Genomic DNA, 20,896 nt, shown 5'->3' with positions numbered 1-20,896 from the left:
TTTAGTTCTCCAAAGAAACAGGGACATCAAAACCGTTTGCTTTCATAAACGCATGTTGCTGGGCTATTTTCAGGTCTTCAGCAACCATTTCTGAGCACATTTCTTGAACTGTCGTTATCGGCTCCCAGCCTAATTTCTGTTTTGCATGGCTAGGATCTCCCAGCAGAGTTTCAACTTCTGCCGGACGAAAGTAACTCGGATCCACTCTCACGATAACATCCCCAGTTTTCAGTGCTGGCGTTTTGTCTCCATGGATAGACGTGATAACCGCAACTTCATCAACGCCTTCGCCCCGAAACTCCAACTCAATACCGAGCTCGGCTGCACTCCAAATAATGAACTGACGAACAGAATATTGAACGCCTGTAGCAATTACAAAATCTTCAGGTTTTTCCTGCTGAAGCATCAACCATTGCATCTGTACGTAATCTTTCGCATGTCCCCAGTCACGAAGTGCATCCATATTGCCCATATACAGACACTCTTCCAGTCCTTGTGCAATGTTTGTAAGCCCTCGGGTAATTTTTCGAGTCACAAAGGTTTCACCACGCCGAGGAGATTCATGATTGAATAAAATGCCATTACATGCGTACATTCCGTAGCTTTCTCGGTAATTTACTGTAATCCAGTAGGCATAAAGTTTAGCCACGGCATAAGGAGAACGAGGATAAAAAGGTGTCGTCTCTCTTTGAGGGGTTTCTTGCACTAACCCATATAACTCTGATGTTGAAGCCTGATAGAAACGAGTGGTTTTCTCTAATCCCAGAAAGCGAATCGCCTCTAATAAACGTAATGTTCCCATAGCGTCAACATCAGCCGTATATTCCGGAGATTCAAACGATACCGCCACATGGGATTGAGCCCCTAGGTTATACACTTCGTCTGGACGAATCTGTTCTATAATTCTGGTTAAGTTTGAGCTATCCGTTAAATCACCATAGTGGAGCTTTAATTTTGGATTTAGGGTATGGGGATCTTGATATAAGTGATCAATTCTTTGTGTATTAAAAGAGGAAGCACGCCTTTTAATTCCATGCACTTCATACCCTTTTTCTAATAAAAACTCCGCAAGGTAAGATCCATCTTGACCGGTAATCCCAGTGATTAGTGCTTTTTTCATAGATTCCACCCTGTGTTCTTATTTAATATATTATTAATTTTATGAATAACTGTTTCAATGCTTATCTCATCAATATCTAGAGAACTACCATGTCCATAAAGATTACTTAGTTTTTTATAGTTTCCCATATCCTTTTCAATTTCAGGGTGATAAACAACATGATAACTAGAAGTCATACATTTCGGATATGGAGTAAAACGACCATAATGGTTTCCGTTCGAGATAACAAATATATTATTCATATTCAATGCAACGGCCATATGAGGTGCACTCGTCTCATTAGCTATCATCAGACTTCCATTATAAATAACATAAAGAAGTTCAACGAGTGAGGTTTTTCCAATTAGATCAAGATATTCACCTTGAAAATAATTACTAAATATTTTTGATTCATCTCTGTCGTTAGGACCACCACAAAGAACAATATTATAGCCAAAGACTTCGTTCAAATAACTTCCTATTTTTGAGAAATTCTCTACACTCCACCTCCGATATTTTGCACTAGCACCAATAAAAAGCACTACATAATTATCGGGTAGCCTGAAGTTCAATGCTTTGGGTTTTAATTCAATATGAGGCTTATCAAGATTAATTTTCTCTGCCAATATATATTCAAAAAACGTTTTACTTCGACTGAACTCAAATAATACTTCATTGTCCGTAGACACTAACTTATCATAAAATTTATCACTAATTTTTTTCTGCCACTTCTCAATGTTTGAAAGATTACCTGTATTGCCAATTTTTTGCTGCGCACTCACTAAGTTAACAATCATATCTGTATAGAAAAAATCCCGGCTATATACAGGATTAATTACAACTTCATAACCATTTGAAGTAATCAGCTTTAACATACTAAAGCGATAAAATAAATCTTTGGCAAATTTGTTTCTGTCTAACCAGATAAACCTATCAACATATTCAGAATCAAGCTCCTCAGCAAGCTCTTTCCATACAACATTTCCCAATAATGTTATACTAAAATCCTTATATTTCTGGCTCTGCTTTAGTTCTTTTATATAATTTCTGAACAGAATATAATCACCTATGGCATCAAGGCGAATAATTAATAAACATTTCGACTTAATTTCTTTTGATGGAAAAATAAGTAAATTAATAATAAAATGAATAATAAAATGAATAATAAACTTAACAATATCTTTTATTCTATTCAATGAGAAGACTTCCAAAGCTATTAATCAACCATCACCACACAAAATACTTTCACGTTTAAAAATAGGAAAAACTTCAAACATGCAAAAAATTTGACCTATTTATAATCCACAAAAATTTCATCTAGTCCTTTCCTATTTGACTGTGCAACATAGAAACTCTCTTTATAATTACCAATAGCTATTAGAGCTATTATATTTTCACTATCTTTTATATTTATAACTTGTCTTATTTTTCTGTCTTGTTCACTTGTTGCACTCCAGTTTAAAGTACAACTAGCTATACCTTTAAAGTGTAATGCATTCAGTAACGACATTAGGAAGATACCACCATCAATAAAAGACTGATTTCTCTCATGAGTACCACTAAAGTATGCTAGATCAGAGGTTATAATTAATAGTTTATTTACCTTATGTCCAAATCCTCTATTTCCCTGATGTATATCATAAATCTCTCTTTGTAACTTTTCATCATATATAGAATATACTCTGGCACTCTGCCGATTACAGACAGAAGGTGCCTTTTGAGCTAACTTAACAGCTTCTGTAACTAATTTGGGGTCTATATCTTTACTGGAAAAGTCACGAACACTGAATCTTGAATTAAAAAAATCATCATATTTTGAATTATCTACAATTGATAGCAGCTCATTTCTAGTAATATTTTTAACACCACCATAAGGAGATTTTTCACTATTTAATTTTTTAAATACATTTTCAATATCTTTAATGCATTGTCTCTCATTACTTATTATATGAAAGTTAATATAACTCTCTATAGCGCCGATTGCACTTCGATAATTTATATCATCCAGATTATACCCTTGCTCGGAATATTGCCTCATCAATGTAATTAAATCAAAAACAATAGCTTTTCCGAAACCATACTTGACATTAGGTAAACTAAGGCCTTTTTCAATAACATGATAGTGAGCAATGATCCTACCAGTAAGTTTATCATAATTATTCAATGGTGTTGCTGTAACCGAATATCGAATATATCTAATAAAATCATAATTGTATTCTTTTTTTAAAAGATAAAAGACATACAGATACTTTAAACGATTCAACAGTATCTGAGGCAAAAACTTTTTAATCTTTTCCTTCATACATCATATTTCTCTAATAAGAAATTCTTTTGAATTTGCTATAAGTTCATTAAGATTGCTATTAATGAATTTATAGTCAATATGACTAAGCATTTTATCTATAATATTATCATTTTCATGATAATAAGTGGAACTATCAAGTTTTAAATATTTCATTAAATAACCCACTTTATATCTTCTATAATCATTCATGACAAATACAAATTGTTTTTCATGAATAATAGAATAAACAAGGCCATGAAACATTGTTGTTACCACATACTTTGCATTATGAACATACGTATTCCACTCAAACGGATTAGCATCCAAAATATTCAGATCGCACCATCTATTTTTATATCCTACAGAAATAATTTTTAAATTATTTTCCCTAGCAAAATCTTTAATTAATCGAATGTCACCTTCATGAAGCATAAATCCATAAAACAATAAATAATCTTCATTCGTTTTTATATCTACCAAGTGATCTTTTTGATCAATTAAAAAAGTAGGATCAGCAACTATCTCTACATTTAAACCAATAGACTCAATCATTTCATTAGAATTAATGTCTCTGACACTAATAGAATCAATCTTTTTTATTGCTTCTTTTACATCTTCATCAATGCCATACTCTGGTGTTCTTGTACCAAAACTAGCGGCATATGAAATAATTTTACTAGACTTAACCCCTTGGCCAAAGTAGGATAAGTCTTTACCAAACATAGGATTATAAAAATTCCAAACTTCATCACTACCTAAAACAACAGTATCGAAATTTTCCTCCACTTCTTCTATACTACAAACTTTGTCTGTTGTTGGTAACATAAGTAGAAAGTTATCGAATATTTTTTTTCTTCTTATATGAACTGGCAAATTAAATATATTTCTATTCAAATAAGTCATTCTAAATTTATTTTTTTCATCAATAGGATTAAAATAATTAATAATTTTAACATTATGACCTAATGAACTTAAATATTTATATAATGAATAGACCTGAAGAAAACCACCATAATTATGGCCATGGTGAAATGTTAAAATACCTACAGACTTCATTAATCTATCCTCTTGACAACTGTCACTGAAATTTCTGCAAAGGCAATATTTTCTTTTACATTATTAATAACAAAATCTCCTGCAGAATCTATACTACTAATACCAATTGTAACACCTTTATTAATCACCGTTATCCAACCTATTTAAATATTATTACTGATATCTAATTTTTATAAAAAATAACACAAAACTTCCTATAAACACACTACGACCAATATTTAATATTGTACTTTATTTTTGATTTAAAATGATACGGTGTGAGATTATATCACTTTCTATAATTATCCTATAAAATTATAATATATTCAATTTGTTATATTTTTCCATTTGAAAATGAATACATTATTTTTTTCATTTCATTGAATAGATGAATTTTTTTTAAAACTTTCTTAATAATTTCTTTCACATACTTCAATATTCCAAATTTATCAAATCTATACTTCATCGTATGTAAATCTTTATTATAATCAATTATAATTTCTTTAGGGTGTTTTAATGGAAAACTAACATTTTCCAAACGAGAATCAGAAATTTCTTTAGGTAAATGATGAGTATGTGTAGCATCTACACCCTCACCAATATTCTTAATCAAATTTTTCTTTGAGACTAGAGTAACAGACATCATTAAAGATTTAGTAAAACTCCATTGAAAATCCCAAGTGTCAATTTTCCCTTCATAGCACTGTTGATATATATTCTCCATGGATTCTCTTTCAGCTTTTGACTCAAAAAAGACATAATGACTTTTCCTTTTTTTTGCTTCAGGCCAAACCCTCATGTGAACATCATAATGGCTCCAAGCTCTTCTCCAACTAGCCCATCCCCAGATTCGATTGTATTTAGAGAAAAAATAGCTTTCTTCTTCTCCATTGATATTATCAGCATATTTAAAAGGATTACTTCCCGAGATTGAGCTGACTCGATGTTCATCCCTATACTTTTCTAATAACTCTTCACAAAACCAAAAAAAACTCTGGCTAGGCAAGCAATCATCTTCCAGAATAATTCCCATCTCTTCATTTTTAAAAAACCAGTCTATCGCACCACTTACCGCATACTTACAACCCAGATTATTATCCCGAAATAGGGTGTTAACTTCACAGTCCCAGTCTATATTAGAAATTAAATATTCTCTGACTTCATTAACTTTATCCGACTCACCTTCTTTTGTTTCCCTAGCGCCATCCGATGCAATATACAATCTCGGTGGTTTTGCTTCTCGAATAGCCCGGAAAACCTGTTTCGTGGTATCCAGACGGTTAAATACCAAAAATAAAACTGCTGTATTTAGTGGCGAAGGCGGGATAGAACTATTTTGATTCATTAAATAATACCTCTGAAATAATCGATTGTTTTACTTAATCCCTGCTCCAGCTGAATAGTAGGCTGCCAATTCAGCTCTTGCCTTGCCAAATCAATATTGGGTTGTCTCTGCAAAGGGTCATCTTGAGGTAATGGTTGATAAATAATTCGACTAGATGATCCTGTCAACCCAATAACTTGTTGCGCCAGTTCAAGCATAGTAAATTCCGTGGGATTCCCAATATTAACAGGGCCAGTAAAACCATCCCGACTATTCATTAAACGAATCATTCCATCAATTAAATCATCAACATAACAAAAACTACGAGATTGATTTCCATCACCATAGATAGTAATCGGCTCGTTTTTCAATGCTTGTACAATAAAATTACTGACTACACGCCCATCATTAGGATTCATTCTTGAACCATAAGTATTGAAAATACGCATAACTTTAATATCAACTTTATGCTGGCGATTATAATCAAAAAACAGGGTCTCTGCGCAACGCTTGCCTTCATCATAGCACGCACGAATACCTATTGGGTTGACATTCCCTCGATAACTTTCCGGTTGTGGATGAATTTCCGGATCACCATAAACTTCACTAGTACTGGCCTGTAAAATCCGAGCCTTTAAGCGTTTGGCCAAACCAAGCATATTAATCGCTCCAATAACGCTGGTTTTAGTGGTCTGAACTGGATCAAATTGATAATGTACAGGAGAAGCAGGGCAAGCAAGATTATATATCTCGTCAACTTCAACATATAACGGAAAAGTTATATCGTGACGTATTAATTCAAAATAAGGATGTTTTAACAGATGAACAATATTAGATTTATTACCAGTAAAAAAGTTATCAACACAAATAACTTCATTATCTTCTGCTAGTAACCGATCGCATAAGTGTGAACCCAAAAATCCGGCGCCACCAGTTATTAGAATTCTTTTTCTCATCTTATATATTTCCTTTGCATGACATAATATTCATTGATTTTTATAACATAAACATATATTATAAAATATCTTAGAATTGTATATTAGTTAAATTTAATTATTCCTTTTAATATTTAATGATTTTATAAATAATAAACTCTTTGATATATTTATGAAATTTATTCTTGTTTTTTTCCAAAAACATAGACTCAAATATGCCGCAAGGAAATATGATACTAATGTTGCCCATGCAGCACCTTCAACACCAATTTTTTTTATAAAAATGTAGTTTAAAACTATATTAACTATAGCACCAAATGCTGTATTAACAATTGAGATAATCTGTAAGTTTTCGACTAATAACCATTTCCCACTAGCAACACCTATAAATACAAATATCCCAGCCCATATGTGTATCATCAGAACTTTTCCAGCTTGATAATATTCAACCCCATAAAGTAAATGTATTAACCAATTAGATAAGAAAGTCATAGATAGAGCTATTATAATTGCAATAAAAGACATCAAGCTATAAATAGTTTGTAATCTATCATAATACAAATTCTCACTCTGTTTTCTTGCATCAATTAATGCGGGGAATAGAGAAGAACAAATAACTACTGGAATAAAATACCATACTTCACTCAACCTTACTGCGGCAGCATATACACCAACAGCTTCATTACCTATCATTTCCTTTAGCATGACTTGATCGATTTTTATATAAATGGAAACGATAATACCACTCAGTATTAAAGGCCAGCTATCTTTCAATAAAACTATCGCTAAATTTTTATTAAAAGACCAATTTAAAAAAGATAATCTGTTATAAAAATAGAAAAAAATAAACCCAAGTGACAAGATCAAACTGTCAAACAGTACCACATAAAAAAATGCTATCAATGGTGCATCATTCAATATTAAAAATAATTTAATGATAGATGATATTAATAAACTGATAATATTACTAAAAACAACAAATTTACTTAACACCTTACTTTGAAAATAAAAGTCAATTACATTAAAACTTTGAAAAATAGTTGTCGATGCGATTATATAAACATATAAAGTGGTCTGAGAGTCACTTGTTTGCAACCAAAGTGTCATACCAAGTAAAACAAGTGTGACGACTGCTCCGATCAATTTGAGAACAAAAGCTGTACCTAATAGTTCATCTCTTGCACTTTGGCTTTTAACCAGCTCCCTAACAATAATATTATCCAAACCAAGTGTTGCAATAGCTGTAAATAAAGCAACATAGCTTTGCACATAATTAAATATACCAAACCGTTCAGGCCCTAAATAACGAGCGATCCAGATACCTATAAATACCCCTAGAGTCAACCTCAATAATTTTTCACCGAGAAGCCATGAAGTATTACTAAAATATCTAAGAAATTCTTTATTATTTGTTAATAGTTTAATTTTATTAATAATCATCATTAAAATGACAATCCCTCATACAAATAATTAAAAACTTCAAGAATGAATAACAAAAATATAATGACCTGAAAATATTAAACCAGAGATATTTTACTGAAATTTAACTAGTCAAAATGATTCGTCTCATTAACACAGTGACTATCCCGAAAAAAGCTCCCAAACACATACTAATAATTACAATAAGCTTTCTTTTAGGTTTATCAGGACGTTCAGCTATAACTGCTGGATCAACAGTCTTCAATATATATTCTTTATGTATTTTGGTTAACATCAACTTTTTAGTTTGCTGCTCCATCAATTGATAAAGCATTGTGCGGCTATCAGCTAAACTAGTTTTCGTCACCTGATTTTCTAAATAATCAATACTGTTTTGAGCGTCAATCATATCTTGATGACGTATTTCATCATTTAAATCTTCAATCAGCCAGTTCAGCCATTGTTGGGCACTATAAGGAGAGAAAAAATTTAGACTGACCGTCATCATATGATTTTTAGTATCTATGTTAACTTGCATGACTTTTTTAATGAAATAGTTTGTTGCTACTAATAGACTTGGTTTTAAACTTATTCCATTTTTATGAACCCATTCTCTATCTGTTATATTATAAATATCTTTCTGATAGGAAAATTCCTCTGTTTTCTTATCCCACCCTTCCGTTGCCATCAATGGCACTAACAAGTCATGCTCTCTAATAAAATTACTTATAAATTTTCGAGATTGTAACACCTGAAGTGCATATAATACCTTTTGAGTACCTGAACCATTTCCTATATTGATACCAGCGAGAGAAGCGATTCCACTGAGTTGATTTGGCATTGATGCGAGTTGATAATTACTATCCGTTGATGCAGCAGTAAGTAGTACATCTGATTCATATATATCAGGTTGTATATATGCATAAATTCCACCGGAGATAGCACAGATAATCGAACAGAGTATAACTACCCATTTACCATGCCAGATTACGGCGACAAGTTCTCTTAAATCAATCTCATCCGTCGTTTCCAATTTTATTAGTTCATTAGAGATGTAATCGGAAGACACTCTCGAAGAATCTTTATTCAGGGATTCAGTCATAAATAATAAAACTCTTATTACCAAAAATACAATTTAGTATGAAATACTAATTCTACTTCCACATATCTTTCACATCAGAACTAGTACCGCACCAACAACTTTAGGCAAAGCCTATAGACTTATTTAATCGCATTCCATGCCACACCGATCTGATACATCATCTGTGTTGCAGTGCTAAATGTACTCAGACCGTCCAGATAATCTGTATCAATCGGAACAACAATTGTGTCTCCAGGTGCTAAAGATTTCTCAGAACGGACAAACCAGTGAGACTGATTCGGTAACATCACTGCACCATTGGCCCGAATCACATAAACACGATCAGTATCCGCTTGTTTTTTCTCCCCGCCAGCTAAGCTAATGTATTTCTCGACAGAAAGACCAGGTTTAAATGTAAAGTTACTTGCGATTTGTACCTGACCAAGTACCGAGATCGTATTTCTTCTCGGAGGAATATAAAGCTTATCACCATCTTCAAGCATGACGTCGTCTTGAGCATTTCCCAATAAAATATTCGGTAGATCAATGACTAAACGTCCAATCGCTGGAATATCCAACAAATCATCGACAACTTTCATCGCTTCTGTCGGAGATGAGGTATACGTTGCAGCACTACTTTGACGTCGGAGTGTCAGTGAAGCGATCTCTTGTCGAAGACTATTGGTCACCATTTTCATCCGCTGCTGCTCTTGTAGGCGTAATACCTCACGACTGAATACAGCACCTTGTGGATAAGCGAACTGGGAAAGCCCTCCCGCACGTTTCACTAAATCGTGAATCGTTTCACCTTGGTTGATTGTATAGCTTCCGGGATGCATAACTTCTCCCTGAATCTCAACAATATTGTTAGTCTTCCAGTTGGTTTTGCGTTGTACAACGATCCGATCTTTAGATTCAAGCAGAAAGTTATCATTGGGATTAGTCAGCGCTTTGATTAAATCAAATGTCTGATGATGAATCGCAATTGTACCAGGCATCGGAACAACGCGAGACAATTCAGCCTCATCTTTAGCTGCCGACTCCAGCAGCCCACCAGCCGCAGCAATGGCTTCTTTTAGGCTGCCGCCTTCAACCAGCGGATATACGCCCGGATAACGAACGGCACCACTGATTTCATAAATTTTCGCTCTCTCGCCATTCACAGCTTGTAGCTGTAAACGATTAATTAAGGGCTTCAATAACTGCAAGCGACTGTTTTGCATTTCCTGCAGATCTTTATCACTGCCTTGTTCCGCTAATTTAGGTTTTTCACTATCAACCAGTTCAACCCCTGTCAATGCATCCCGTTTTTTTGAGTGCTCTTTCATGCTTTTTTCAGAGTGAGTAAATAAATCGCCTGATGTCGCTGGTTGCTGTTTTACAGATTCAGTCTTCCATTCATCCAAAGAAATATCTGTGGCAAAAACGAATAATTGATCATTGGAATGCAATACAAGATTATCTGATGAATTCGTAAGATTGATGGCATTATTCAGACTAAATTGTAAGACTTTGATGTTATGCTTATGTCCAGTTTCGCGCACGATGATCGCATAATCGAGATCTGCATTCGGTGCAAGATCATCCGATGAAGAGAATAGATCCGAAACTCTCATACCCTGAGAATATGAGTATGCACCTTGCCGTATAGCGGCACCTCTCACAATCACTGCATTTTTTAATACATCGCTAGTTGGTTTAACTGTAATATCGTCACCATCTTGCAGGACAAATAACTTATCTTTATCTTTGGTTAAATCAAGCGTATGAATGTGAATTCCATCGTTCTGGTAACGCTTAACCTGAAGCTGAGGCAAATAAGCACTCGCTTTACTCCCTCCGGCAAGCTTCAGCAGTTGCTTAATCGTCGTTCCTGATTTAATTTCATAAACAGCAGGGCGACGAATTTCTCCCCGAATGCTGACAGAGGGTCCTTTGGCTGCAACAAATACAGTGTCACCCGACTGTAGACGAATATCACTCAGATTATTTCCTTGCAAAAGCAAGTTATATAAATCTAACTGGGCGATCACTTTATTCTCGCGACGAACCGTGACATTTCGCAACGACCCACTTTTGCTAAATCCACCAGCAGCAATCAGAGCCTGAGTTACGGTTGCCAAACTCGGAATATTGTAGGCGCCCGGCTGATATACATCCCCTGTAACATAAACTTGCATGATCCGTAATGAACCAAGAGAAATAGCCACATCAATGCCCAATATTTGTTTTTTGATGCGTTCAGTCAGATTCGCTTTTAACTCACTAAATGTCTGTCCAGCGACGTGAATCGGGCCTAAATTGGGGAATTGAATACTTCCATCACGAGAAACATTGAGACTGTAACTATTATTTTGACTTCCGAACAGCTGCACATTGATTTCGTCACCGGCAGCAATCAGATAGTTATTCGGAACCGGTAAATCATCAACAGGGGTATAGCTTGAAGGCTGACCCGAGAATAAATCATAACCAAAGTTAACTAACTGTTTAGCCGCATCGCCCTCTCCTGCTTTCGCTGTTTTTTGTTGTTTATCGACATCTCTCGGCTCTATCGTCTGAACAGGCCGAGGTATATCTACAGCTTTATCCGAACCCATTAAGGTTGATAGTTCAACACCATATTGCTGAGCCAATGCCTGCTGCTGCGCTGGTGATAGTTGCTTAAATTGGGCAATCTGTGAAGCGGTGAAATTGGCAGACCAAGAAGAAAAACTACTAAGGGAAACAAAAAAAACTATGATTAATCTGAATAGAATATATCTCATCAAGTTCATCCAATGTCCAAACAGTTGATAGTGAATCGATTAAAAACGAAAATCCCAGTTAACCCAGTAATTCCATTTATCGGTTTGATTACTTTTGGTATCAGGCATAAAATCGGAGCCCAATGTCAGACGGCTGTTTGCCAACGGCAAACGCACATAGGCCGTTAGTTTTTTCAGGGTTTCATCATCATCACTCTGATGATAACTCTGCCCTTGTAATGTCAATTCCCAGCTATCAGGCGTGATCCAAAGCAGTTTCAATGATTTGGCTTCTCCGATATCCATACCACTGACAGACTGATAGTCATGTTGCCCAACCATAGTTGTGCGATCAGACAGCATGTTTCGCCATTGTTGCTTTGCATCATTGGTTAACTGCTTCACCTCAGCAGTCCAACGTAGCGATTGCCCACCAAGATCGAACTGACTTTGCCAGCCGATGACCAGTGACCCCAGTGAGCGCTCATTCACCAAACTGGCTCCCTGCGCATAAATACTCTGAGTCACGACGGTTCCCATATTCAATACAGGCAGACTCAGACGAATATCGGCACTATATTGCTCTTGTTCGCCGTCCTGCGGTTGAACTGAGCCAGTCAAATATCCATCCCAATCAGGTTTGTCAAACCACTTCTGATAAACTAGTCCAATATTCAATCGGTTGAAAGGGCTAAACTCAAATCGGTTTGACCACTGCTTATCATTCCGGCTTGGGGTTTCATTAAATCCCCAGAAAGTTTCAGCATGCCAGTTACCGAATATCGGCCAGTCATAGCCATCATAAGCCAAATTGAGACCGGGTATGGTGCGACGCGTATGCCCCCAAGCCAGATTATAAATCGACGTCGGTCCCCACCAATGCTGCAGACTGCCGAAAGTCGCACTCAAATTTCCCCAATTCAGTGCAAGATAACTATCATCCAGTCCATAGTCTGTATCTTCATTGCCGGATTTATCCGGGGAACGCTGATAGTTTGCAGCGACACGAAAAGCATAATCATGTTCTATAAGTTCATAGCTCGATTTTACCTGCCAGTGTGTGGTCAACGGAGCGGCAAAACTCCTGTCGTCCCGAGACGTGCGAGCATACCCTAAAACCACATGTTTGCGACCATTACCTATAGCGTTCTGGTCTAATGCATAACTAAGATGTTGATAGGCTTGCTCAAGTGACGGAGGGAGCGGAACCATATGCATCAGTTGTAGATCGGTATCAAGGCGAGACCAACGGATTGGATAAGAATTGATAGGTACAGAAATAAGACCAGCATCCGCCAGCATCTGTAGATCAGATTTAAGATAGGCATCATCCATAGATACCCAAGGCGCTGCTTTGCTTTCCGGAGAAAGAATAAAAAGCAAAGCAATGAGATAAAATGACAAGTATCTTAGAGGTATATTTTTAGCCAAGACGGGACTCACAATAAACTGACGATCATTAGAAGAAGAAAATAATTCGTTTAAGTACGCTACCGCCCTTGGGTCAGCTTCCCAAAAAGCATGCGAGGAGTTTATCCTTACACTCAAAACAGATACCCACAATACGTGAGCAAACATAATCCGAATGGACTCATAACCAGTTCGCAAATTGAACTAAGTCTACCAAACGTTAAAAGTTAGAAATTTTCAAAAAAAATAGAGGTAACCATATTAAGATTAAGATGCGCACAGGAGTATCATTCACATACTTATATCTATCTTTCATAGTTTTAGTAGAGAGAAGCAAATTTATCAAATGATGAATAAAACGGTTGATATATCAAGATTCATGCCTCATTCTTACTATACACTATCTTAAAAAGTAAAAACTCTTATCTTTCACACAGTTTTATTTACAATAATGCAATTAATAATGCAAGTCTATACTGCTACACATTGATTTATAATCAGATGTGAGACACCTATTCATGTTGTAATCACTGAATTTATGTATCAGTTCCAGTTATCGGACATGTCAAAAACAAACGTGAAGCACAGAGACATCATTCCCTAAGTCAGGTTAAATTTGAAAATATTAATGCAACGATATACATCCGTTTGGCTGGCAGAAATAGATAATGAATTTTTCTAACAATTCACTCTAAGTCGATAAAATCCCACAACGTAGTTTACATAACCGACAGGAATGTATTATCTTTAAAAGGCTCTTGTCTATTTTATGAGCGACATCGATGTTAATGTTATTTCCTAGGAGATAAGTATGAAGAAAACTGCAATTACTTTGCTGGCAATGTTTGCTTTCAGTGGTATTGCAAGTGCTGCCCCAGCCGCGGGCGTTGTTTCCGGTGGTACTGGTTCTGGCGGTGCTGGAGCAGGGGCTGCTGGAGCAGGGGCTGGAGCAGGCGCAGCTGGTAGTGTAGCAGCAGCGACTGGTACCGCGATTGGTGGTATAAGTGCAACGATTGCAGCAACAACTGCAGCGATCGTTGCAGCGACTGCTGTTGCGGTCAGCGCTTCGAATGACACAACCACAACAGTAACAACGCCTCAATAATCAATAGTTATTGACTGTTAATTCAATAAAAACAACAGCCGTCTTCGGCGGTTGTTGTTTATTTGGTTTAATTATACCTCTATGACAAAATTCTTGCGTTTTTCTCATTATTGTTACTTATTATTTTTCACATCATTACTCTTACTTGTCGGATGCTCTCAAAATGCTCAGGATCTGTCTGATACCATCCAATCTGCTTTATGGGGACCGGATGATCATTCCATTACGCCCGACAAAGTTGCCCAAATTCCTTATGCAAGTGTGTATGTCAGGATGGGAGAAAATCCACTCGCGTTGATGATTCTCACATGGGTCGAAACAACACGCTCACCAGAACATCCGACGATTTTCAAATGGCTATCGACCGATCGTGAGATGCTGGTAACACAAGCTGGTAGAGTAATTAAAACTGTCAGCCTAAAAGAAGGGAATCTCATTCATATTGAGTCGAACCATACTGATCCTCTGGTATTAGGACTACAAAAAGACACAACCCCTCGCACATGGCAATATAAAATGACTTGGTCTCCGGGATATCACACAGATTATCAAGCACTATCAACCTTTACGGTTGGAGATGTAGAAAGCAAACATCTGCCCAATGGCACCCAAGCTCTGCTTCATGTTGTTGAACAGGTCGATATTCCCCAGATAAATCAGCAATATCAAAATAACTATTGGATCAGTCCCCACTCGGGTGAGGTGATTGCAAGTGAACAGTACATTTTCCCGGGTTCAGAAAAACTGACTCTTTCTCTCGGCAAGCGTTACGTGGGAGACAATCACGGATGAAGCCATGGACAATCGTCTTTTATTTAACTCTATGCATCAGCACCGGACTGACTTCCGTTTCATTTGCCGCGCCAACTGATGTAGATATTCACTTTGAATCGTCACCACCAAGCCACCTCACCTACAATGATTATCCCCGTCTCGATGAAGTCGTTTTACAAGCGCTGAATCAAACGGGAGCAGATTGGCGTATGATCGACTGGTTCACATCTGCCCTCTATGACATCAACGTCGAATTTAAGTTGAAACAACAAGTTTTCGAAGTCATCGCAAAACAGAAAACCATCGCCAGCAAACGCTATCATGATTCTTGGTTCTACTGGGCACAACTCAGACGCTCTCTCGAATCTCTACACTACGCTAAGCGAATTTTTCAAACGATTGATCCAGATGCAATTCGCCTCCATCTGTCACTGAATCCTAAACTAAGCGGAAACTGGCTCATTACCCTAAAAAGCACACCTAAAAATGTGCTGGTTTTGGGTGGCGTCAAGAAACCAGGCAAACAAACGTGGCAGCCTCGTCTGGATGCGAGAAACTATGTGCAAACTGCCGGGCTATTTGACCAAACGATTTCAAAGGTCATCATAATCCAACCCGATGGCAAAGTAGAAAAACATCCGATAGGGTACTGGAACCAAACCTTTGCAGAAATCGCTCCGGGAGCGATTATTTATGTCCCGCTTACGGTTGAAGAACTCCCTGTTATCTATCCAAATGATCGCAGCCAAAATCCCAACGACCTTGTTGTCGAGTTACTCAGAAACAGATTGCCATGATGAAATACTTATCCGGTTCTTTAACCTGGCCAACTTATACATCCATGACAATTGCGACGATTGTCTTTGGCCTGACATCGCTAAGCGCCCATTCAGACGAATTTAGCCCACCATCACTGACTCATTCCCAATCCGATTTCGGTGGTGTGGGATTAATCCAGATGCCGAGTGGGAGAATGATGCCGGAAGGGGCGCTTGAACTGAACGTCACCAACAATGATGACTATATTAACTATTCACTGTCTCTCCAGTTATTTCCTTGGCTGGAAACGACCATCCGCTATACCCAGATCCATGATTTACTTTATAGTAACGACACATCTTTTAGCGGCGACACAAAATATACCGACAAATCTGCCGATGTAAAACTCAGCCTTATAGATGAAAGTTTTTGGCTTCCCCAAATTGCCGTCGGATTCCGAGATATTGGCGGTACTGGCCTATTTGATGGCGAATATATTGCAGCCAATAAACAGTTTGGTCCGCTTGATTTTACGCTCGGTGTGGGGTGGGGGTATATCGGCAACCGGGGCAATTTATCCGGTGATAACCAAACCTCTTCCGACTGTGGCCGAAGTACAGGTTATCAGGCCACAACCGGCAGCGTTTCTCTTGGTAGTATGTTCACCGGATGTGCTTCAGTCTATGGCGGCATCGAATATCAGACACCGTTTGATCCCCTTGTGTTCAAACTAGAATACGATGGCAATAACTACCAAAGTGATTTTCCTGTCACTCAGGGGAAGAAAGCCATGCCGGTATCCACACCGTGGAACGTCGGACTGGTCTATTCATTCACAGACTGGGCTCGTTTGAGGCTGAGCTATGAACGTGGTAATACATTCACCGCAGGGATTTCTCTCAATACCAATCTTGCGAAACTCAGACCAGTCTGGATTGACGAACCCCGACCAGATTACCATCCACAACCCAAGAAAAGCGCATTGTCAGAAGAAGAATGGCAACGACTTGTAGCTGATGTTCAAAAAATTGCTGGCTATCAACAGGTATCTCTCCGACAGGATCAAGCCAACAAGACCGTGACACTCACAGGGACGCAGCAAAAATATCGTCATAAGAAAGAGGCAGAAGAACGCGCTGCATTGTTGATCGCGAACAGTGGTGTGGATGCCGATACCTATAAAATTGTTGAAACCGCAAATGGGCAACCGCTGACAGAAACACAGATCAACGCTTATGCATTTGAGCGCGTGGCGAAGAATGATTACCCGGGAGCGGATTTCGATGATGCAAAAACGACCAATCAACCCGCTGTTATCTCTGGAGAAGTGAAGGCTCAAAGCACCAAAAACTGGCAATTGGGTCTCACGCCAACTTTACAACAATCTTTCGGCGGCTCTGAGAATTTCTACCTTTATGCCATTGGGGTAAAAGCCAATAGTAGCTATCGGATGGGACAACATGTCATCCTCTCCAGTAGCTTATATGGCAACATTACCGATAACTACGATAAGTATAAGTACACCGTGCCACCAGATGGAACCGATTTAAAAAGGGTCAGAACACTGGCGCGTCAATATTATGATCACACCTTTCGTATGGATAGTCTTCAACTGACCTACTTTGATCATTACGGAGACAACATCTACGGGCAAGCCTATGGTGGTTATCTGGAATCCATGTTTGCCGGCGCCGGTGGTGAAATCATCTATCGTCCACTCAATCAGAACTGGGCTTTCGGGATTGACGGGAATTATGTCAAACAGCGCGATCCCGATAGCGTATTGGGCTTATATAAAGAAGAGCGGCATTTTGATGCTCAAACCGCCCGTTACTACCGCGTTCAAACAGGAACATTTACCGGCCACGCAACTCTTTATTGGCAGCCGCAATTCTGGTCGCTCTTCAATAATACCTTGCTCAAGATTAGCGCGGGTCAGTACCTCACCGAAGATAAAGGGGTTACGGTTGATTTCTCAAAACAGTTTGATAGTGGCGTGATTGCCGGCGTATTCGCAGCGAAAACAAATCTATCTGCGTCAGAATATGGGGAAGGGAACTTTACCAAAGGCGTGTATATTTCGATTCCGCTGGATCTGATGACCATCAAACCAAGTGTTCAGCGTGCCAATATCTCTTGGTTGCCATTGATGCGGGACGGGGGACAAAAACTCAATCGGCAGTATGAGCTTTACAATATGACCGATGCTCGCTCACCTTGGTTTACAAAATCAATTGCAGAATAAACACGATGCATTCATTATGATACTTATCTCATTGATAACGAGATAAGTATCATGCATCCTATATATTATATACTGTCGTAGAGGAGAAAACGGCATGCACTATGACGTCTTTAACGGTGATGCGGATGGTATTATTGCGTTGCTGCAATTGCGTCTGAGTACACCAAAAGCACATCGGTTGATTACTGGTGTCAAGAGAGACATCAAACTGTTGGAGCAAGTCGTCACACTGGGTGATGCAACTTCAGTGACAGTACTTGATATCTCAATGATGAAGAACATTGAGCCGTTACAACAACTCCTCGCCCAACACATTTCCGTTTTCTACTGTGACCATCACCAAAGCGGTACTATCCCTGATTCAGAATATCTGGAAACACTGATCAATTTAGATGCTGAAACATGTACCAGCTTGCTCATTAATCAACAACTCAAAGGAAAATTTGTTCATTGGGCAATTGCCGGGGCTTTCGGCGACAATCTCCATCAACGTGCTCAATCAGTCGCAAATCATGAAAGGTTATCTCAGGAAGATACCGATTTTCTCTGTGAACTCGGGACATTAATCAACTACAACGGTTACGGTGCGACCTTAGATGATCTTCATATACCTCCGGCAGAGCTTTTTCAACAACTGATCAACTACCCCAACCCATTCATGCTGAGAGAAGATCCAGATTCGCCCTATTATCTCTTGCAGCAAGGCTATGCGAATGACAATGCTCAAGTGATGCGTCTCACACCATTGACTGAAAATCAGTCATGTCGAATCTTTGAACTTCCCAATGACGCTTGGGCAAGACGAATTAGTGGGGTGTTTGGCAATCAACTAGCTAACCAATCCCCCGAACTGGCGCATGCGGTTTTAACCCTCAATAAAAACCAGCGAGATTATACCGTCAGTGTCCGAGCACCTTTAAAAAACCGGATCGGTGCTGATGACGTTTGTAGTTTATTTGCAACAGGCGGGGGACGAAAAGCCGCAGCCGGCATCAATGCCCTGCCTTGCGACCAAAAATCCTACTTTATCGATACGCTGACCCAGTATTATCAGTCACTGTAGCAACCGAGAATTGCCGCTAAAAAACAGTGTCGCTGAAAAATACTGTCACAAAAGCGTTTTAGCGTTTAAAAAATGGGCTACAACCGGAGGGGCATCAGACCCTGTCCCCGCTTCCTTTACCAAGGGCTGTCTGAATAATGTATAAGAAATAGTGCCGGATATTCATGGTCTGAATCATGTTCTGGTCCATCTCAGCAAGCAATTCAGGCGTAGACATGTCAATCTCATTGACTTGCGCTAATCCGGTAATGCCAGGCAGCACATTAAACACGCCCCGAGTTTCCCTTGCTTCAATCAGTTGAGTCTGATTAAACAAGCAAGGTCTTGGACCGACCAAACTCATCTCCCCTTTCAGCACATTGATGAGCTGCGGTAACTCGTCGATCTTGGTTTTTCTTAAAAATGAACCTAACTTTGTTACCGAAGCCGAACCGACCAGATGTGTCGCAACAGACTGAGTATCAGGCGGCATGGTTCTAAACTTAATCAGTGTAAATGGCTTTTGATACCGACCAACTCGAGTTTGGGTAAAAATCGGACTCTTGGTATCAAAATATCCCACAATACAAACACACAACATGACGGGCCACAGAATCGCAAGCCCAAGTAGTGCAAAAATAAAATCTAGTAATCTAATCATTGTTGCTCTTTCTGCTGTTGATATGCCAGAACCGTTTGTTTAAGACCGTCTTCCAGAGAGACTGGCGGAGCCCAACCCAACGTCTCTTTGGTTGCACAAATATCAAGTTGCAAAGGATAACATAACCGTTGACCCACTGCCCGTTTCCCGAATAATGATAGTCCCCACAACAAAAACTGAGGGGGAATCGGTACTAGGCGGGACGGTACATTCATGACTTTCGCGAGAAGACGTAGGAGCTGGGAAATCGTGATATCGTGGTCATCAGAAACAAGAAATGTACGCCCTGTCGCAGCCTGATGCGTACAACACGTGATGATGAGATCAGCCAGATTATCGAGATAAACTAAACTTCTTTGTGCTGTAATCCCCCCGAATGGGAGTGGTATTGCTTTCTCGACCCAGTTCATCATCGCTAAAAAATTGGCTTTGACCCCAGGCCCGTAAACCAATGGCGGACGAATCACAACGACTTCCAGCCCGGTGTCATCAGCTAACTGCCATAAACCGACTTCCGCCTGATATTTACTGATGCTGTAAGAGTCTTCAGGTTTCCTATCTAATGTCGGTAAAAAAGGGCGCCCTGCTGTCGTCCACTCACCGTTGACCTTAATTGAACTAATAAATACCAACCGTTTTACACCCGCCTTTGCAGCCTGACGGGCCAGATTCAGTGTCCCCAGCACATTGGCATCATGATAACCATGTTGCGCTTCTTCCGGAGATTCATGCATTTGATGCACCCTGGCAGCACAGTGCACCACACAATCAACACCATCAAGAACCGGACTCCAATCAGTATCAGCACCGAGTGAACAAACAATTGACGGTTGCTGCACATGATTTGCAGTTCTGCCGTGCGTTAACACATCCCACCCTTGAGCATGAGCCATTTGTGTGACACGTCTTCCAACAAAACCTGAACTACCAGTAACAAAAATTTTCACGCGATATCCTACAATATATAGATGCTCAA

The 20,896-nt window shown here is 38.7% G+C and carries 18 protein-coding genes; 5 read left to right on the top strand and 13 right to left on the bottom strand.

What is annotated here, in order from left to right; genetic code table 11:
• Position 1 precedes the first annotated feature (1 nt).
• The 11 genes from gmd to MKS89_RS00780 all read right to left on the bottom strand — a co-directional run bounded on the left by gmd (position 2) and on the right by MKS89_RS00780 (position 13,355).
• Complete coding sequence (gene gmd, locus MKS89_RS00825) at positions 2 to 1,120, bottom strand: GDP-mannose 4,6-dehydratase (RefSeq protein WP_072960425.1); 1,119 nt, start codon at positions 1,118 to 1,120, stop codon at positions 2 to 4.
• Positions 1,117 to 2,295 (bottom strand): glycosyltransferase family 9 protein, encoded by a 1,179-nt coding sequence (locus MKS89_RS00820; protein ID WP_072960423.1) that lies wholly within the window; start codon positions 2,293 to 2,295, stop codon positions 1,117 to 1,119. The genes gmd and MKS89_RS00820 overlap by 4 nt, the downstream gene beginning before the upstream one ends.
• 95 nt (positions 2,296 to 2,390) lie before the next feature.
• The gene (locus MKS89_RS00815; protein ID WP_072960420.1) at positions 2,391 to 3,401 is read right to left on the bottom strand and encodes a nitroreductase family protein; all 1,011 of its coding nucleotides are present in this window, start codon (positions 3,399 to 3,401) and stop codon (positions 2,391 to 2,393) included.
• A gap of 3 nt (positions 3,402 to 3,404) precedes the next feature.
• A complete protein-coding gene (locus tag MKS89_RS00810; protein ID WP_072960419.1) occupies positions 3,405 to 4,439 on the bottom strand; it encodes a polysaccharide pyruvyl transferase family protein in 1,035 nt (344 codons plus the stop codon).
• Complete coding sequence (locus MKS89_RS20880; protein WP_261859392.1) at positions 4,439 to 4,567, bottom strand: hypothetical protein; 129 nt, start codon at positions 4,565 to 4,567, stop codon at positions 4,439 to 4,441. The genes MKS89_RS00810 and MKS89_RS20880 overlap by 1 nt, the downstream gene beginning before the upstream one ends.
• Positions 4,568 to 4,752: 185 nt before the next feature.
• Positions 4,753 to 5,763, bottom strand: a complete 1,011-nt coding sequence (locus tag MKS89_RS00805; protein WP_072960417.1) for a hypothetical protein — start codon at positions 5,761 to 5,763, stop codon at positions 4,753 to 4,755.
• On the bottom strand, positions 5,763 to 6,698 hold the full coding sequence (locus MKS89_RS00800) for a UDP-glucuronic acid decarboxylase family protein (RefSeq protein ID WP_072960414.1): 936 nt from the start codon (positions 6,696 to 6,698) through the stop codon (positions 5,763 to 5,765). The genes MKS89_RS00805 and MKS89_RS00800 overlap by 1 nt, the downstream gene beginning before the upstream one ends.
• Positions 6,699 to 6,791: 93 nt before the next feature.
• Complete coding sequence (locus tag MKS89_RS00795; protein WP_072960412.1) at positions 6,792 to 8,120, bottom strand: flippase; 1,329 nt, start codon at positions 8,118 to 8,120, stop codon at positions 6,792 to 6,794.
• A gap of 100 nt (positions 8,121 to 8,220) precedes the next feature.
• Entirely contained in the window at positions 8,221 to 9,198 is a 978-nt protein-coding gene (locus tag MKS89_RS00790; RefSeq protein ID WP_072960410.1) for a Wzz/FepE/Etk N-terminal domain-containing protein, read from the bottom strand.
• 119 nt (positions 9,199 to 9,317) lie between these two features.
• Positions 9,318 to 11,945: an SLBB domain-containing protein gene (locus MKS89_RS00785; RefSeq protein ID WP_159439584.1), complete on the bottom strand. Its 2,628-nt coding sequence runs from the start codon at positions 11,943 to 11,945 to the stop codon at positions 9,318 to 9,320.
• A 39-nt stretch (positions 11,946 to 11,984) separates the two neighbouring features.
• A complete protein-coding gene (locus MKS89_RS00780) occupies positions 11,985 to 13,355 on the bottom strand; it encodes a capsule assembly Wzi family protein (protein WP_159439583.1) in 1,371 nt (456 codons plus the stop codon).
• Between the two features lie 790 nt (positions 13,356 to 14,145).
• Here MKS89_RS00780 and MKS89_RS00775 point away from each other — a divergent pair.
• From MKS89_RS00775 to MKS89_RS00755, 5 genes are all read left to right on the top strand, one after another.
• Positions 14,146 to 14,439: a hypothetical protein gene (locus tag MKS89_RS00775; protein ID WP_072960400.1), complete on the top strand. Its 294-nt coding sequence runs from the start codon at positions 14,146 to 14,148 to the stop codon at positions 14,437 to 14,439.
• Between the two features lie 81 nt (positions 14,440 to 14,520).
• Entirely contained in the window at positions 14,521 to 15,231 is a 711-nt protein-coding gene (locus MKS89_RS00770) for a YjbF family lipoprotein (protein ID WP_072960398.1), read from the top strand.
• Positions 15,228 to 16,010, top strand: a complete 783-nt coding sequence (locus MKS89_RS00765) for a capsule biosynthesis GfcC family protein (protein ID WP_072960395.1) — start codon at positions 15,228 to 15,230, stop codon at positions 16,008 to 16,010. Before MKS89_RS00770 ends, MKS89_RS00765 begins: the two co-directional genes overlap by 4 nt.
• Entirely contained in the window at positions 16,007 to 18,217 is a 2,211-nt protein-coding gene (locus MKS89_RS00760) for a YjbH domain-containing protein (protein WP_072960392.1), read from the top strand. Before MKS89_RS00765 ends, MKS89_RS00760 begins: the two co-directional genes overlap by 4 nt.
• A 94-nt stretch (positions 18,218 to 18,311) precedes the next feature.
• Complete coding sequence (locus MKS89_RS00755) at positions 18,312 to 19,280, top strand: acetyltransferase (RefSeq protein ID WP_072960389.1); 969 nt, start codon at positions 18,312 to 18,314, stop codon at positions 19,278 to 19,280.
• Positions 19,281 to 19,374: 94 nt separating this feature from the next.
• On the opposite strand, the gene MKS89_RS00750 is transcribed toward MKS89_RS00755, so the two are convergent.
• Both MKS89_RS00750 and MKS89_RS00745 read right to left on the bottom strand, forming a co-directional pair.
• Positions 19,375 to 19,920 (bottom strand): sugar transferase, encoded by a 546-nt coding sequence (locus tag MKS89_RS00750; protein ID WP_072960386.1) that lies wholly within the window; start codon positions 19,918 to 19,920, stop codon positions 19,375 to 19,377.
• Positions 19,917 to 20,867 (bottom strand): NAD-dependent epimerase/dehydratase family protein, encoded by a 951-nt coding sequence (locus tag MKS89_RS00745; RefSeq protein ID WP_072960383.1) that lies wholly within the window; start codon positions 20,865 to 20,867, stop codon positions 19,917 to 19,919. The genes MKS89_RS00750 and MKS89_RS00745 overlap by 4 nt, the downstream gene beginning before the upstream one ends.
• Positions 20,868 to 20,896: the final 29 nt, after the last annotated feature.

The sequence above is a fragment of the Vibrio gazogenes genome, assembly GCF_023920225.1.
Classification (GTDB): domain Bacteria; phylum Pseudomonadota; class Gammaproteobacteria; order Enterobacterales; family Vibrionaceae; genus Vibrio; species Vibrio gazogenes.
This window is presented reverse-complemented; position numbering and strand designations above follow the sequence as displayed.

Bases quoted from the DNA above. Each gene is read 5' to 3' on its own strand.
- MKS89_RS00805 (WP_072960417.1), bottom strand. From the start codon at position 5,763: ATGAATCAAAATAGTTCTATCCCGCCTTCGCCACTAAATACAGCAGTT.
- gmd (WP_072960425.1), bottom strand. From the start codon at position 1,120: ATGAAAAAAGCACTAATCACTGGGATTACCGGTCAAGATGGATCTTAC.
- MKS89_RS00795 (WP_072960412.1), bottom strand. From the start codon at position 8,120: ATGATGATTATTAATAAAATTAAACTATTAACAAATAATAAAGAATTT.
- MKS89_RS00790 (WP_072960410.1), bottom strand. From the start codon at position 9,198: ATGACTGAATCCCTGAATAAAGATTCTTCGAGAGTGTCTTCCGATTAC.
- MKS89_RS00785 (WP_159439584.1), bottom strand. From the start codon at position 11,945: ATGAGATATATTCTATTCAGATTAATCATAGTTTTTTTTGTTTCCCTT.
- MKS89_RS00755 (WP_072960389.1), top strand. From the start codon at position 18,312: ATGCACTATGACGTCTTTAACGGTGATGCGGATGGTATTATTGCGTTG.
- MKS89_RS00810 (WP_072960419.1), bottom strand. From the start codon at position 4,439: ATGAAGTCTGTAGGTATTTTAACATTTCACCATGGCCATAATTATGGT.
- MKS89_RS00775 (WP_072960400.1), top strand. From the start codon at position 14,146: ATGAAGAAAACTGCAATTACTTTGCTGGCAATGTTTGCTTTCAGTGGT.
- MKS89_RS00800 (WP_072960414.1), bottom strand. From the start codon at position 6,698: ATGAGAAAAAGAATTCTAATAACTGGTGGCGCCGGATTTTTGGGTTCA.
- MKS89_RS00765 (WP_072960395.1), top strand. From the start codon at position 15,228: ATGAAGCCATGGACAATCGTCTTTTATTTAACTCTATGCATCAGCACC.
- MKS89_RS00760 (WP_072960392.1), top strand. From the start codon at position 16,007: ATGATGAAATACTTATCCGGTTCTTTAACCTGGCCAACTTATACATCC.
- MKS89_RS00770 (WP_072960398.1), top strand. From the start codon at position 14,521: ATGACAAAATTCTTGCGTTTTTCTCATTATTGTTACTTATTATTTTTC.
- MKS89_RS00815 (WP_072960420.1), bottom strand. From the start codon at position 3,401: ATGAAGGAAAAGATTAAAAAGTTTTTGCCTCAGATACTGTTGAATCGT.
- MKS89_RS00750 (WP_072960386.1), bottom strand. From the start codon at position 19,920: ATGATTAGATTACTAGATTTTATTTTTGCACTACTTGGGCTTGCGATT.